The organism is Kineosporia sp. NBRC 101677, assembly GCF_030269265.1.
Lineage (GTDB): Bacteria > Actinomycetota > Actinomycetes > Actinomycetales > Kineosporiaceae > Kineosporia > Kineosporia rhizophila.
Window position 1 is genome coordinate 251,807 of the sequence record NZ_BSTA01000006.1, and the last position, 14,399, is coordinate 266,205.

Annotated in this window: 14 protein-coding genes; 6 read left to right on the top strand and 8 right to left on the bottom strand. The window is 70.3% G+C overall.

Going from position 1 to position 14,399, the window contains the following annotated elements; genetic code table 11:
* Positions 1-4: 4 nt before the first annotated feature.
* Positions 5-772, bottom strand: a complete 768-nt coding sequence (locus QSK18_RS19220; protein WP_285621273.1) for a L,D-transpeptidase family protein — start codon at positions 770-772, stop codon at positions 5-7.
* Between the two features lie 190 nt (positions 773-962).
* On the opposite strand from QSK18_RS19220, the gene QSK18_RS19225 reads away from it, so the two are divergent.
* The gene (locus QSK18_RS19225; protein WP_285621276.1) at positions 963-2,552 is read left to right on the top strand and encodes an AbeC-like domain-containing protein; all 1,590 of its coding nucleotides are present in this window, start codon (positions 963-965) and stop codon (positions 2,550-2,552) included.
* Positions 2,549-3,313 (top strand): NADase-type glycan-binding domain-containing protein, encoded by a 765-nt coding sequence (locus QSK18_RS19230; protein WP_285621278.1) that lies wholly within the window; start codon positions 2,549-2,551, stop codon positions 3,311-3,313. The genes QSK18_RS19225 and QSK18_RS19230 overlap by 4 nt, the downstream gene beginning before the upstream one ends.
* Positions 3,314-3,320: 7 nt before the next feature.
* Here QSK18_RS19230 and QSK18_RS19235 read toward each other — a convergent pair whose 3' ends face one another.
* On the bottom strand, positions 3,321-3,692 hold the full coding sequence (locus QSK18_RS19235) for an antibiotic biosynthesis monooxygenase family protein (protein WP_285621281.1): 372 nt from the start codon (positions 3,690-3,692) through the stop codon (positions 3,321-3,323).
* 35 nt (positions 3,693-3,727) lie between these two features.
* Positions 3,728-4,336, bottom strand: coding sequence for an NADPH-dependent FMN reductase (locus tag QSK18_RS19240; protein ID WP_285621284.1), 609 nt, complete (start codon positions 4,334-4,336; stop codon positions 3,728-3,730).
* Between the two features lie 98 nt (positions 4,337-4,434).
* On the opposite strand from QSK18_RS19240, the gene QSK18_RS19245 reads away from it, so the two are divergent.
* Positions 4,435-5,403, top strand: a complete 969-nt coding sequence (locus QSK18_RS19245; protein WP_285621287.1) for an Lrp/AsnC family transcriptional regulator — start codon at positions 4,435-4,437, stop codon at positions 5,401-5,403.
* A gap of 49 nt (positions 5,404-5,452) precedes the next feature.
* Here QSK18_RS19245 and QSK18_RS19250 read toward each other — a convergent pair whose 3' ends face one another.
* Positions 5,453-7,246, bottom strand: a complete 1,794-nt coding sequence (locus QSK18_RS19250) for a pectate lyase-like domain-containing protein (protein ID WP_502894227.1) — start codon at positions 7,244-7,246, stop codon at positions 5,453-5,455.
* Between the two features lie 196 nt (positions 7,247-7,442).
* The gene (locus tag QSK18_RS19255; RefSeq protein ID WP_232809620.1) at positions 7,443-7,790 is read right to left on the bottom strand and encodes a cupin domain-containing protein; all 348 of its coding nucleotides are present in this window, start codon (positions 7,788-7,790) and stop codon (positions 7,443-7,445) included.
* 78 nt (positions 7,791-7,868) lie between these two features.
* Between QSK18_RS19255 and QSK18_RS19260 the strand changes: the two genes are divergently transcribed.
* The 3 genes from QSK18_RS19260 to QSK18_RS19270 all read left to right on the top strand — a co-directional run bounded on the left by QSK18_RS19260 (position 7,869) and on the right by QSK18_RS19270 (position 10,599).
* The gene (locus tag QSK18_RS19260; protein ID WP_285621294.1) at positions 7,869-8,855 is read left to right on the top strand and encodes a GlxA family transcriptional regulator; all 987 of its coding nucleotides are present in this window, start codon (positions 7,869-7,871) and stop codon (positions 8,853-8,855) included.
* Positions 8,856-8,936: 81 nt separating this feature from the next.
* Positions 8,937-10,031 carry a DUF3616 domain-containing protein gene (locus QSK18_RS19265; RefSeq protein ID WP_232809618.1) on the top strand — a complete coding sequence of 365 codons (1,095 nt, stop codon included), beginning with the start codon at positions 8,937-8,939 and terminating at the stop codon, positions 10,029-10,031.
* Positions 10,032-10,038: 7 nt separating this feature from the next.
* A complete protein-coding gene (locus QSK18_RS19270) occupies positions 10,039-10,599 on the top strand; it encodes a Uma2 family endonuclease (protein ID WP_285621298.1) in 561 nt (186 codons plus the stop codon).
* On the opposite strand, the gene QSK18_RS19275 is transcribed toward QSK18_RS19270, so the two are convergent.
* From QSK18_RS19275 to QSK18_RS19285, 3 genes are read right to left on the bottom strand one after another with little or no spacing between them, the layout of a single operon-like run.
* The gene (locus QSK18_RS19275) at positions 10,600-11,745 is read right to left on the bottom strand and encodes a M20 metallopeptidase family protein (RefSeq protein WP_285621301.1); all 1,146 of its coding nucleotides are present in this window, start codon (positions 11,743-11,745) and stop codon (positions 10,600-10,602) included.
* Positions 11,742-13,310, bottom strand: a complete 1,569-nt coding sequence (locus QSK18_RS19280) for a hydantoinase/oxoprolinase N-terminal domain-containing protein (protein WP_232809615.1) — start codon at positions 13,308-13,310, stop codon at positions 11,742-11,744. The genes QSK18_RS19275 and QSK18_RS19280 overlap by 4 nt, the downstream gene beginning before the upstream one ends.
* On the bottom strand, positions 13,307-14,389 hold the full coding sequence (locus QSK18_RS19285; RefSeq protein ID WP_285621304.1) for an S-methyl thiohydantoin desulfurase family protein: 1,083 nt from the start codon (positions 14,387-14,389) through the stop codon (positions 13,307-13,309). The genes QSK18_RS19280 and QSK18_RS19285 overlap by 4 nt, the downstream gene beginning before the upstream one ends.
* Between the last annotated feature and the right edge of the window lie 10 nt (positions 14,390-14,399).

Here is a 14,399-nt window from a genome sequence, read left to right on the forward strand (position 1 = left end):
GCCGTCAGTACACCCGCACCCGCGTTCCGATCGGCATCTTGCCGGTGTTCCAGATCCAGTCGGCAGCCGCGTTGCTCACCCGCACGCAGCCGTGCGAGGCGGGGTAGGCCGGCACGCTGTCGGCGCCGTGCACGGCGATCCCGCCGTTGAAGTACTTCGGTCGGTACAGCACTCCCAGCGGGGCATGACGGACGCCGTCGATCTGGCGGTACACCCGGTAACGCCCACTGGGGGTGCTGGCCACGCGGGTCGTGCCCTGGCTGCTGTACTGCTGGCCACTTCCGGTGGAGGTATTCAGCGTGAACCGGACCCGGCCGTCGTCGACGATCTTCAGAACCTGGCGTTTCTTGTCCACCTCGATCACGTGCCCCCGCGAACTGCGGGCCTTGGGGCGCACCCCGTCGGCCAGGGCGCGCCAGACCTTGGGCCCGGCGATTCCGTCGCGGGGTAGGCGCGCGACCTTCTTCAGGGCGAGCACGGCCTGCTCGGTGTTGCCGCCGAACTGCCCGTCAGCCGTGCCACCTGTCCAGTAGCCCAGCGCGTTCAGCTTCTTCTGCAGGGTGCGCACGGCCGGTCCGGAGTCGCCGCGTTTCAGCGTGGGCTGGGCAACGGCAACAACAGAGGACGTTTGCAGCGCCTGCGTGGAAAGGGCGGCCTGGGTGGGGGTGGCCGCTTGGGCGCCTGCGGGGGCGACGCCGATGAGGGCGGCGGAGAGGACGGCCGCGCCGAGGAGACGTGCGACGGCCCGACGAGCAACGTTTTTCGACTTCACAGCCAGCTCCCGTCGTAGATCACGACAAGACCGGGCCCTGGACGGTCCAAACCCGGTGACTACCAGATTAGAACCGATTGCGGCTTATGGCCCTTTCGGTGCGCGTGGTCCGGTGCGATCACCCGAAGGACGGGTGGGTCGGCTTGGTATGCTCCGTTTGGCTGTTAAAGGAGCATCGGGGGCTACTGGAGTGAGCGGGGCGGCAGACACGTCCGACAGGCCACTGGACCTGCCACCGACGTCGGCACAGCGCCGTCTGCAGCGCAGCGGCTCCACCCGCTACCTCAGCGCCGGCACCTACCTCGACGCCGACTTCCGCAACGCCGTGCTCGACGAGTTCCTGGGCCGCCGCGACCGCGCCGTGGCTCCTGCGTTCAGCACCGACGCGGTGCCCGTGGTCCGCCACGCCCTCAACGCCCGGCGACACCAGATCGTCCGCGACGCCGTCCTCACCGCCGTCCTGGTGGTCTTCCTGGTCATCCAGGCCAAAATCCTGCTGGCCGTGCTCGCCCTGGTGGTCACCGCCCTGCTGCTCTGGCGCGCGCTGAAGGCGGTGGCCCGGCTGCGCTTCGGCACCGCCGTGGCCCACGTCGGTGCGGCCCTGATCAGCCTGCTGGTCGCGCTGCTCTTCCTGGAGTCGCACTCGAACCTGTTCTCCTCGATCGACGGCTCGACCGGCTACGAGGAGACCGACTCCTTCGGGTCGGTCCTGGTGCAGACGCTCGGCGTCCTGCTGGTGGTGCTGGGCTCGGCCTGGACCGCGGTGGTCGTCGAGCGACTGGCCAACCGCCAGATCATTCTCGACCGCCTGATGCCGCGCCGGTTCGTGCCCTCCACCAGCCCCACCGGCCCCAAGAAGCACCAGGCCCGGCTGCGGTACATCGCCGAGGCGCAGAGCGGCAACGTCACCTACTACCCACCCGACGCCTCCGAGCGTCCGTTCGTGGGGGCCGGTACCGTCCAGCGCTCCTGGACCCAGGCCGTCCCCCTGATCGGTTCCGGCAGCGACCCGGGCAGCGGCGAACCCGAGCTGACCACCGATTCGTTGCGCGATGCGCTCTCCCGCGACCTGGCCCGGCTGCACGACACCGGCCCGCAGAACGAGGTCTCGGTCCAGGACCGGCTGGTCACACCGGCCGCGGCGCGGGCCGACGACCCGCGCACCGACGCCGCCACCGGTCTGCTGCAGCACCGGCTCACGCCCGAGCAGATGGAACTGCTGGCCGAGGCCGACAGCGCGGGCGTGCACCGGTACCTGAGCGTGCGGATGGCGCCCGGCCACGGCGACTCCGAGATCTGGGTGTTCGTGCGCTGCCTGGTCGAGGCGCAGACCCTGCACCTCGACGTGATCGGCTGCTCCCTGCCCCCGGTACGACCCAGCTACCGCGAGGTCGACCAGTACACCCCCTCCGACCTCGGCGTCGTACTGCGTACCGCAGTCAGCGCACTGCCCGAGGTGCCGGGGCTCCTGCTGCGCGCTCCCCTGCGCCTGTTCCTGGCCCTGATCGGCCAGGACCACGTCTCGTGGGACCTGCGCAGCCGGATGCGCCAGCTCGGCTCCGCCGCGACCACCGGCCGCGGGGCCCGGGCCGGCGTGCGTGAACTCGGCACCGACCAGGAGTCCCCCGACCTCCTGGCGGGCATGGCCACGCAACGCCAGATCCGGCTCATCGAGCAGCAGGTGGTCGACACGGTGGCCGAGTCGATGGAACGTTCCGGATTCAGCGCCGAGGAGTTCCGCCGGCGCACCCGTAACCAGCTCGACGGGCCGGCCCAGTGAGCTGCAGCCGCTGCGGCGCCCCCTACCTGCCCGCCGACCCCGAATGCCCCCGCTGCGGGCTGCACTTCCCCACCGCCGCGACCCCCCACGTCGCGGCGCCGGGCAAACACACCACCGGTGACTCCGAGCGTCCGTGGCTGCTGAGGGGGGCATCAGTCATCGCCGTGCTGCTGCTGGCCTTCGTCGCCCTCAACGTGCTCGCCCCCACCGGCGACGACGGCAACAACTCCAGGTGGCGCCCCTCCGACCTGCCCGACCCGAACGCCCCCACCGCCTCGGCCGCCCCGACCGGCGAGAACCTGGCCAAGAACGCCACGATCGTGGCCGACCGCACCGGCGACCCGGGCGTCGACGGGGCTGGCCAGACCATCACCTACAGCACCGCGAACCTGGTCGACGACGACCTCGAAACGGCCTGGCGGGCAACCGGTTACTACTCCGGCGAGGAGATCACCATCACCCTGCCGACCAGCACCGAGATCCGCACGGTCGGCCTGACCAACGGCTACACCAAGATCGACGCCACCTCCGGCGACGACCGCTACACCTCGGCCCGCCGCATCCGCTCGGTGACCTGGCTGTTCGACGGCGGCCCGAGCGTCAACCAGGACCTGGACGACGGCGAGCGCGAGATCCAGTACAAGCAGATCGACCCGGTGCAGACGCAGACCATCCGGTTGCGGATCAACCAGACCACCACCCCGGGCAAGTTCAACGACGACCACACCGCCATCACCGAACTGTTTCTGGGCGCGCAGTAGAGCTGCTTCAGGCCACGCAGAGGCCGGGTACGGCCTCGGCCCGGAACAGGTGCGGGCTCGCGACCAGGCTGGCCGGGTAGAGGTCGCGGGCGGCGGCCCGGACGTCGGAGTCGAGCCGGGAGGTCTTGTAGGCCTCGACGGATTCCCAGACGGCGTGGTTGAGGAAGGTGCTGCTGCCGGCGATGCCTCGGTACAGCTGGGTGGAGATGAAACCGGGCCGGCGCTTGAGCGCGGCGGCATCGGTGGACCAGGCCAGGAGCAGCTGGTCGACGTCGGCCTCGTCGACCCGCAGTACATTGACCAGGACGACCGGGCCACCACCCTCCTCGAGCTGTTCGGCCAGGGTGACGTTGCGGGCGAGTTCTTCGAACTGGGGCATGATCGTTGCTTCTTCGCGTCGTAGGAGATGCGGGTCTAGCGGGCCGACGGGATCCGCGGCAGCACCGTCGTGGCCAGGCCGTCGAGGGCCTTGCGGGCGCTGCGCTCCACTGCTTCGGTGGGGCGGAACGAGGGGTGTTCACCGTCCTGGTGGATGAGCGTCTCGATGAACGGGATGGGCACGAAGCCGGTCACCCGCATCCCCAGGGCGATCAGGACCGGTTCCAGGGCCATGGCGGCCCTGGCGCCGCCGGCCACCCCGCCGTAGCTGACCAGGGCCACCGGCTTGTCCCGCCACTCGTGGAAGAGGTGGTCGAGGGCGTTCTTCAGGGCCGCGTTGTAGCCGTGGTTGTACTCGGGCATGACGAAGGCGAAGGCATCAGCCCGCTGGACGGTGGCGCTGAAGGCGCGGGTGGAGGCCAGCTGGTAGTCGGAACGGCTGGGGTGCTCGGGCTCGGCGAACATCGGCAGCCCGACCTCGGCCAGGTCGACGACTTCCACGTCGAACCCGCCGTGCTCGACTGCGATCTGCGCGATCCAGCGCCCGGTGGGCTCTCCGGCCCGTCCCGGGCGGGTGCTGGCGATCAGCACCTGCAGGCGGGGCCGGGGTCGGAGTGAGCTGGAGTAGGTGGTCAGGACTGCCATACGGTCAGTGTCGGCCGGGCCCACCTCGGCATCCAGATGTTCGCCCGATCCGGCCACGAACTTCCATCGCCGTCAATATGGGCACCTAAACTGCCACGGTGGACGTCCTCGATCAGCAGATCCTCCAGTGCCTGATACTGGACGGCCGAGCTCCGATGCGGCGGATCGCTGAAGCGGCCGGCGTCTCTGAGCAGACCGCAGCCCGTCGCTACCGGGCCATGCGCGAGGCCGGGGCCCTGCGGGTCTTCGTCAACGAATCGGCCCTGGGCACCGGGCGGGCCCTGTGGCTGCTGCGGATGCAGTGCCGCCCCGACACCTCGAGCCGGCTGGGCGCCGCTCTGGCCGCCCGGCCCGATGTGGCCTGGGTTGCCGCTCACTCCGGCGGCTCGGAATTGATGTGCACGACCACCCTGCCGGCCGACGCCGCGTGCGGCACCGGGGTGCTGCCCCGCCTGTCGAACAGCGCGAGCCTGCTGTCGTTCTCGGCCTACTCGGTGTTGCACTCCTACTCGGGCGGCCCAGCCGAATGGTCCGGCTTCGACCAGCCCCTGAGTTCCGGGCCCACCAGCTTGCCGACCGGCGGGCAGGCGCCGGCGACCGTCGCCGACGAAGACCGGCCACTGCTCGGGGCGCTGCGTATTGATGGCCGGGCCAGCATCTCCCAGCTCGCTCGGGAGCTGAACTGGCCCACCTCCCGGGTTGCCACCCACCTTCAGGCGCTGCTCGACTCCGGCGCCGTGAACGTCGATGTCGACGTGCTGCTCGAACGTTTCGGCTTCCGCGCCTCGGCGACGCTGCTGTTACAGGTGGCGCCGCGCCACATCCGCAAGGTCGGCGAGGCGCTGGCCGGCCGCCCGTGGACCAGCTGGGTGGCTGCGATCACCGGCCCGGCCAACATCGCGGCCGCGGTGACCTGCCGCGACACCGATCAGCTGTTCCGGTTCGTGACCGACGACGTGGGCCGCCTGCCCGGCATCATCCACGTCGAGATCCTGCCCGTGCTCACCCGGCTGAAGCAGGCCGACACCCGGGTGATCGACGGGCGCCTGGAGTGGCCCGCCCGCTGACCGGGCCGTGCGGGGATCCGGAAGCCGATCCGGATCCCCGCACTGCGTCTCACGGATACGAGACGACGTTGCGCGGTGTGGTGTTGCCGGCCGGGTTGGGCACCGCCCCGCCGGTGTTGTTGACCACGTTGCTGATCGTGCCCTTGTCGCCGAGCGAGACGGTGAGGATGCTGTGCAGCTTCACTCCGTCCCGCTCCGGCACCTCGAAGCTGTGGTCCAGCTTCACGTCCGGGTTGACGTTGAAGAACGCGTACGAGCCACCGCCCCACACCTCGTGTTCGGTGACGTCGTCGCCGACCTTGTAGGCGGCGTAACCGTTCTGCGTGCCGTTCATCCAGGCGGCCTGGTCGGGCACGTCGTACGGCTTCTCGTTCTGGAAGAAGATGGTCCGGCCGCGGTTGCCGTTCCAGATCACCTCGTACTTCTGGTAGTGCTCGACGAACAGGCCGGTGGCCAGCACGTCGTCACCGTTCACGATCAGCCCGGTGTCGCCGGTGTTCACGTCCCACCCGGTGGGCGCGCCACCGTGGTCGGCGCGCCAGGCCCAGATGTGATCGATGATCGTGTCGTCGCTGTTGACCTCGAGCGTCGTGGTGGCCTTGCCCTGGACGTCGCTGCCGATCCGGAAGAAGACGTCCTGGATGCTGGTCGGGTTCCCGGCGTGGTCCTGGTGCTCGCCCGGCGTGCCCACCGTCATCAGGGTCTCGCTGTTGGCCGTGCCGGCGTCGAACGTCAGGCCGCTGACCTTCACCCCCGCGACGTCGGCCACGCTCAGGCCGGTGACACCACCGGTCGGGACCAGGGTCGGGAAGCCGATACCGGTGATCACCGTGTCCGGGTTCGTCACCTTGATCGTCTCGTCGATCTCGTAGCGGCCCGGGGTGAAGAACAGGTTCAGGCCCTGCTCCAGCGCCGAGTTGATCCGGGCCGCGCTGTCTTCCGGCTTAGCCACGTAGAATTTGCTCATCGGGATCGACTCACCCGCGGTGCCGGGCCAGCTGGTGCCCGACGAGTCCTGCTGCAGCGAGGGCACGAACACCTGGTACTTGCCGGCATCGTCGAGGTAGAGGTACGGCTTCTCGCGGGTGACCGGGGTGGTGTCGAGCGTGGTGTGCGGCGGGTTGGGGAAGGCGTTGGCCGGTGCCCCCTCCACGCCGGAGAAGACCATGTTCCAGACGCCGCCCTCCCAGCTGCCGATCGAGCTGTCGCGGGTGTACCACTGCTGCTGCGAGCCGGAAGAGACCTTGCCGTCGACCTTGCTGTCGGCCAGGTAACCGCCGCTGGAGTAACCCTGCCCGTTGTCCTGGTTCGACGGGGCGAGCGTCAGGTCGCCCTTGACGTGCACCCGGCGCATGGGCGCGGCCTGCGAGACCGCCCAGCGGTTGGTGCCGTTCTCCGGCTTGATCGAGAGGTTTTCGACGCTGCGCCAGAAGTTCTGGGTGGCGTTGGCGGTGTCGCCGTAGTTCCAGCCCGAGTCCACGTTGACCGCACCCTCGATGGTCACGTCGTCGGGGTTCTGCCCCAGGCCGGCCACCGAGGTGTAGAAGCCGAGGTTGGCCCAGACCCGCCCGTAGGTACCGGGTTTGAACAGGAAGGCGTAGCGCTGCTCACCGAACTGCGCGGTGGGGCTCACATTGTGCGCGTCGAAGGCCTCGTCGAAGGCCGCCTGCACGGTGCCCGCCGGGGTGGACGGATCGAAGATCTTCACGTTCGGGCCGAAGTCAGGGGTGTCGGAAGTCGGCACGTCCTCGGCCGCGACCGGTTCCGGGTCGGCGGCGCTGGCCGGGCCCACCGGACTGAAGGCCAGGGCGCCGGCCAGCAGGGCCAGGACCGAGCCGCTCAGGACCGCCACGGACCTACGGCCGCGCGGTCGGATCGAACGGGAAAGGGGGGACACAGGTACTCCTCAGTGAGCGTGACACGAGCCGTTCAGGGAGGCTCACTCGGGAGAATTGCCGCATTGCGGATGGTCGGTCAAGGCCGAAAGTCCCACTTGACGAAACGATGAGCCCCACGCGAGACAAATATGATGTCCGGGATCAGCGCCGGCTCCAGTCCGGCCTGCCACCGGCCGCGTTCGAGGTGATCTCCGGCCCGACCAGCAGGAACCGGGCCTCTCCCTCGGCTTTCGGGCAGTGCTCCACCCCTCGCGGGATCACCAGCAGGTCTCCCGGCCCGAGTTCCACGTCGCCGTCGCGCAACTGCACGATGAGGGTGCCCTCGAGCATCACGAACGTCTCGTCCTGGTCGTGGTGGCTGTGCCAGTTCGTCGAGCCGGTGCCCTTGGCCACCTTGAACAGGTTGCCGTTGCCCGCGCCGACCACCCGCTGCGACCAGAACTCCTCGAGTTCGTGCGCAACCCCGGTCAGCGAAACCTTTTCGATCATTGCCGTCCTCCGTCACCTGGTGTCGAGGCACCGATCGTGGCATCGGCGGACCGGGGCGAACAGCGGTAGAAATGACGCATGCCGCAAGGATCCTGCGCCACCCCCCAGAACCCGCCGAAGGTCGCGCTGATCGTCGACGAGCATTCCAACCCGTTCGAGGTGGGTTGCGCCTGCGAGATCTTCGGGCAGCGGGTGCGCCCGGAGATCGGGCACAACCTGTACGACCTGTCGATCGTCACCCCCGGCCGGTCGGTGACCATGCGCGACGGCCTGTTCCGGGTCCAGGCCGACGGGCGCCTGGCCGACGTCGAGCACGCTGACCTGGTCATCGTGCCGAACCGCCCCGACGTCGACATCCCCTCCCGCCCCGCGGTGCTGGCCGCCGTCCGGCGGGCCCACGAGCGCGGCGCCCACCTGGTCGGGCTCTGCACCGGCGCGTTCACGCTGGCCGAGGCGGGTGTGCTGGAGGGGCGTCGCGCCGCGGTGCACTGGCAGCTGGCCGACGAGTTCCGGGCCCGCTTCCCTAACGTGCAGCTTGAGCCCGACGTGCTCTTCATCGACGACGGCGACGTGCTCACCTCGGCCGGTAGCGCCGCCGCGCTGGACCTTTCCCTGCACATCGTGCGGCGCGACTACGGCACCGAAGTGGCCAACCACGTGGGCCGGCGGCTGGTGTTCGCCGCATTTCGCGACGGCGGGCAGCGGCAGTTCGTCGAGCAGCCCCTGCCCGCCGCTACCGAAAGCCCGCTCGCGAGCGTCCTCAATTGGGCTCTGGAACGGCTGCACCTCAAACTCAGCGTCGAGGATCTGGCCCGGGAGGGCCGGATGAGCGTAGGTACGCTGCACCGCCGGTTCCGGGACGAGATCGGCACTACCCCGCTGGGCTGGCTCACGGCGCAGCGGGTCGCGCTGGCCTGTCGCCTGATCGAGCAGGGGGCATTAACTATGGACGTGGTTGCGCACCGATCCGGGATCGGTTCGGCTGCGCATCTGCGGAGTTTGTTCCGTAAGCACTTGGGCGTGAGTCCGTCGGACTACCGCCGGCGCTTCGCAGCCGTGGGCTGACCCGTCCGGGTGACGGGGAGCCGTTCCGGCCCCTGGTCAGTGCGTCACATCCTGGGACGGAGCGTGGCTCAGCGTGCCAGGATGAGCGGCATGGACGAATGGCGGCTGCCCGAACGTCAGGTCGAGCTGGTGTTCGACTCCGCGGCGCAGGCCGCCACCACGCACGTCAACCTCTCCGGCATCCGCACCGACGGTAGCCATCTGTGGGTGGCGGGAGACGAGACCGCCACCCTGGAACGGCTCACCGCCATTCCCGCCGGTACCGGACCGGAGCGTTACGACGAGCACCGCACCGTGCGCCTGGCCGATCTGGTCCCCCTGCCGGCCGGCGCCGAGGACGAGGCCGACATCGAAGGTCTGGCCCGAAGCGGCGACTGGCTGTGGGCCGTTGGTTCGCACAGTCTGAAGCGGCGCCGGATCAAAGACGTGCACCCCGACGCGAAGGCCCGTAAGCGGCTGGCCAAGGTGCTGCGCGAGGAGAACCGCTACACGCTGATGCGGCTGGCGGTCACCACCGACGCCGACGGTGGGCCGGCGCTCGCCCGTACGGTGATCGACGGCGACCGGCGCCTGACATCGGCGGTGCTGGGCGGACGGGGCGACTCAGTCACCGAGATGCTGGCGCAGGAGCACGATCCGCACCTGGTGCCGTTCCTGAGCATCCCCGGCAAGGACAACGGCGTAGACATCGAGGGCATCGCTGCCCACCGTGACCGGCTGTACCTGGGTATGCGCGGGCCGGTGCTACGCGGCTGGGCCACCCTCCTGGAGATCCGCCCCGTCACCGACCCCAAGGACGAGCACCGCCTCGTCCTGGCTCCCCTGGGCGGGCGTGAGCGCTACCGTACGCACTTCCTCGACCTGGGCGGCCTGGGCATCCGCGACCTCTGCCCGCACGGCGACGACCTGCTGATCCTGGCCGGCCCGAGCATGAGCATCTCGGGCCCGATCCGGGTGATCCGCTGGCGCAACGGGATGGTGGTGGAGGCCGCCGACGTGGTGCGCGGCCACGAACTGGAGACGCTGATGTCGCTGCCGCACGGCAACGGCGCCGACCACGCCGAGGGCATCACCCTGCTCGACGAGGACCACCTGCTGGTGGTCTACGACTCCCCCGCCCCCGAGCGGATGACCGCGGGCGGGGTGCTCGCCGACGTGGTGGCACTGAAGGGCTGACTTCGTCGTGTCTGAGGACAGGCCCGTCCTACTGACCTGGGACGAGTATGTCCGCTTCGAAGAGGTGTACGAAGGGCGACGTCACGAGCTCCTCAGGGGACGCGTGCGCCCCATGGCCGGGGCCAGTGAGCGGCACGACCTGACCGTGCAGGCCCTCTACGACCAGGTTCGCCCGCATCTGCGGGGCACCCCCGGCCGGGTCTTCGTCCAGAACCGGAAGATCCGCACCAGCCGGGACACCGGCTACTACCCGGACCTGCTCATCCGCTGCGGTGACGCCGCCGATCGCCTCTTCGAGGACGACGCCCGGGTGGTGGTGGAGGTCCTGTCCCCCAGCAACGATCCTCTTGACGTCACCGAACGTCTCTACGCCTACCAGGGCCTGCCCTCCTGCGAGACGATCCTGTTCGTGGACCACCGGCAGCGCCATGTCACGGTTCACCGGCGCACCGAGAACGGCTGGACCGAGGCCAGGGTCAGCGAAGGGGCCCGCCGCATCATGGATGGACTCAGCATCGACTGGACCCAGGTCTGGGCCGACGTGGACGTCGACGCCTCCACCCAGTAGTCAACGCGTGAGACGGCGCCAGGCCAACTCCACCAGCAGCGCCGCGTGTTCCTCCAGCCGTGAGTCGTCGAAAGTGGCTGTGTCGGAGTGCATCGGCCCACTGGCGCCGTCTGCCGGGCCCACGCCGAGGAAGACCAGGGTGCCCGGAACCTGCTCCAGCACGTAGGCGAAGTCTTCCGAGGCCATACCCGGGAACGGCAGGCGCACTACCTGGTCGCCGTAGATTTCGTCCAGAACGGCCAGCACGTGGGCGGTTTCGTCCGGGTCATTGACGGTCACCGGGTAGGATTCGATGAACTCCGTCTCCACGGTGCATCCGTGGGCCTCACCGATCGCGGTGAGCAAGAGGGGCAACTGCTTACGGACGCTGGTGAGGGTCTCACGCGAAAGCGCACGGATGTTCACCTCCAGTTCGACCGAGCCGGCCAGGACGTTGCTCGCTACCGAATCGGACCGCAGGCGGGTGACCGACAGCACGGCGGGATCGCTCACCGGCAGCCTCCGCGCAGCGAATGACTGCACAGCCAGGACGATCTCGGCTGCCACCGGCACCGGATCGACGGCGTGGTGCGGGAAGGCGGCGTGGCCACCGGTTCCGGCCACGCGCACCTTGAGAGCACTGGCGCTGGCCATCATCGGCCCCGGCCGGGTGACGGCCTGACCTCCCGGCGTCACGCAGTCCACATGCACGGCGTAGGCCGCCACCGGTCGTTCTCCGGCGGCCTCGAGCACGCCTTCCTCCAGCATCAGGCGGCCTCCGGCGAAGCCCTCCTCGCCGGGCTGGAACATGAACACGACTGTGCCGGGCAGTTCTTCACGTCGGGCAGCGAGCATCCGGGCGGCTCCGACGAGCCCGGCCATGTGCAGGTCGTGGCCGCAGGCGTGCATCGCCCCGTTGGTCGAGGCGAAGTCCAGGCCGGTGGCCTCGACCACCGGCAGGGCGTCCATGTCCGAGCGCAGAAGCACCACCGGGCCCGGGCTTCCGCCGCGCAGCACGGCCGTCACCGAGCTGAGTCCTTCTCCGGTGCTGATCTCCAGGTCCAGCCCCTGCAGGGCGGCGATGATCGTGGCCTGGGTGCGGGGCAGGTCCAGGCCGACCTCGGGCTGCTGGTGCAGGGTGCGACGCAGGTGCACGAGGTCGTTCATGCGCCGGCCTTCTCACCCAGGCGGGCCAGGGGCCCGGCCGCCTTGACCGACACCTTCACGGTGGGGCGGTCGGTGTAGGTCACCGGGGTCTCGAGGATGTCCACCACGCTGACCTGGAGCGGGTCCGCTCCGGCGTGGATCGCCTTGGCCACGGCGGCCTCACAGGCCTGGGCCACGGCGGCCTCCCGGTCTTCCAGGCTGCTGATCTGGTCGGCGCGGCCACCGGCGAGCGAGATCGCCGCGCCGACGGCGTTGGCCACGTCACCGTGTCCGGGCCGCAGTACCGGCCCGGCGCCGGGAAGGTCGTCGGGAACCAGGAATCCGCCTCCGCCCACCACTACGAGGGGCAGGTCGGCCCGGCCGAGCGAAAGCCGCTCAACGGCGTCCTCAAGTTGTTGGCGGGCCTCTTCGAGCGCGGTCTTGAGCAGATTGCTGGTGGCGCGGGACTGGGCCGGCAGCGAGCGGCCGTCGATCACGGCGCCGGCCAGGGCGGCCGCGTCGGTGAGAGTGGGGGTGGTGCCGCCGAACAGCAGGGCCTCGGTGGTGATCCGGTGGCCCACCGAGCCGGGACCGACGGCGCCGGTCTGCGGGTCGACGGTGGTGCCGCCGCCGATTCCGAGGCTGAGGATGTCAGGCATCCGGAAGTTGGTCCGCACTCCGCCGATCTCGCGCGGCAGGGTGGACTCGCGCGGGAATCCGTTGACCACCACGCCCAGGTCGGAGGTGGTGCCGCCGACATCCACCACGATGGCGTGCTCGGCGCCGGACAGGTGCGCGGCCCCGCGGATCGAGTTGGCCGGGCCGGAGCCGATGGTCAGCACCGGGTACTGGGCGGCGTAGTCCAGCGACATCAGGGTGCCGTCGTTCTGGGCGAAGAAGGTGACCGCGTCGATCCCCTCCTCGGCCACCACGGTGACCAGGGCCTCGGTGACCGAGCGGGCCACGCTGTACAGCGCCGCGTTCAGCACCGTGGCGTTCTCCCGCTCCAGCAGGCCGGTCGGGCCGATGTCCTGGCTCAGGAACACCCGGGTGCCCGGGCCCCGGTGCTCGCGCACCAGTTCGGCGACCGTGAGTTCCTGCTCGGGTGAGGAGGGGCTGAAGATGCCGGTGACCGCGACCGCGTCGAAACCCTCGGTCCGGTCGAGGAATCGGCGGATGCCGTCGCGGTCGAGCGGGGCGATCGGGGTGCCGTCGACCATGTGGCCGCCGCCGACCATGGCCGAGCCGGCCAGGACCAGGTCGGCCAGGCCCTGCGGCCAGCCCAGCAGGGGCGGGTACTCGGTGGCGGCCGGGGCCCCGAGCCGGATCGCGGCCACCCGGTCCAGGTGCCGGCGGGCGACGATGGCGTTGGTGGCGTGCGTGGTGCCGAGCATCACCCGCGACACCCGGGAGCGCTCCTCGCCCAGCTGGGCCAGCACCGCCGCGATGGCGGCCCGGATGCCACCGGTGACGTCGTCACTGGTGGCCCGTTTCGTCGAGGCGAGTACCTGGCCGGCGCCGTCGATGACGACGGCGTCGGTGTTCGTGCCGCCCACGTCGACGCCCAGGGAAAGGTCGCGGTTCATCGGGTGGCCTCCTTGAAGGGCACATAGGTCAGGTCGTAGCCGAAGGCCCCCGGCCCGGCCAGTTCCAGGCCGCGCGGGGTGCGCCAGATCGGGTCGCAGGCCCAGGCCAGCACCGCCACCCGCTGGCCGTAGCGCAGCATCTCGGTGGTGATCGCCTGGCCGGTCTCGGCGTCGATCACGGTGACGTTGTCCGGCACGCTGACCAGGACCTCGCCGTCCTCCAGGACGACCAGGTTCTCGTTCTGCAGTTCCAGGCGCTGCAGGCGGCCGCGGTCGGCGCCGGTCCCGGCGATCGTGACCGAGCCGCGGGCGAATCCGTCCTCGGTGCGCCGGTCCAGGTCGGCGATCTTGCCGGTGAGCAGGATCGATCCGCCCAGCTCGGCGGCCACCGCGGCGACCGGGTCGGAGGAGGACAGCAGGGCGTGCCCGACCCGGATCGCGGCGCTCACCGTGCCCTCGACCACGGCCCCGCGGGCGGTCTCGGCGGTCAACGGGTAGTGCGCGCCCAGGCAGATGGAGCCGCTGGCCACGGTCAGGGCCCGGGCGTGACGCTCCAGCCAGTGCAGGTCGATGGTCTTGATCACCGAGACGTTGCCGACCACGTCGCTGAGGATCGCGAAGTCGCAGGGCAGTCCGGCCACGTTCATCGAGACCATGGCGGCGCTCGGGAAGGCCCGGCCCATGCCGTCGGCGTCGAGCAGTTTCAGGCCCAGGCGGGAGGCCCAGCCGACCGGGCCGACACCGTTGCTGCCGCCGATCTCGGCCGCCATCAGGGTGGTGATCGGGCGCCCGGCGGCGGTCTGGGCCTCCCGCACGAGCAGGTCGATCTGGTGGCGGGAGGAGAGCATCTCGATCCCGACGGTGGGGGCGCCGATGCCGGACATCAGCATCACCAGGTCGTCCGGGCCGAGGTCGTCGACCGTCACCAGGGGCACCGGGCCGTTCTCGAGCAGCGCCTGCTCGGCCACCACCTGGGCGGTGTGCACGGCCCCGCCGCCGCCGGTGCCGAAGATCGCCGCACCGGCGGCCAGGGCCGCGACGTCCGGGGCCGCGACGAATGCTGGGGATGTAGGGGGCATGGGCATCACG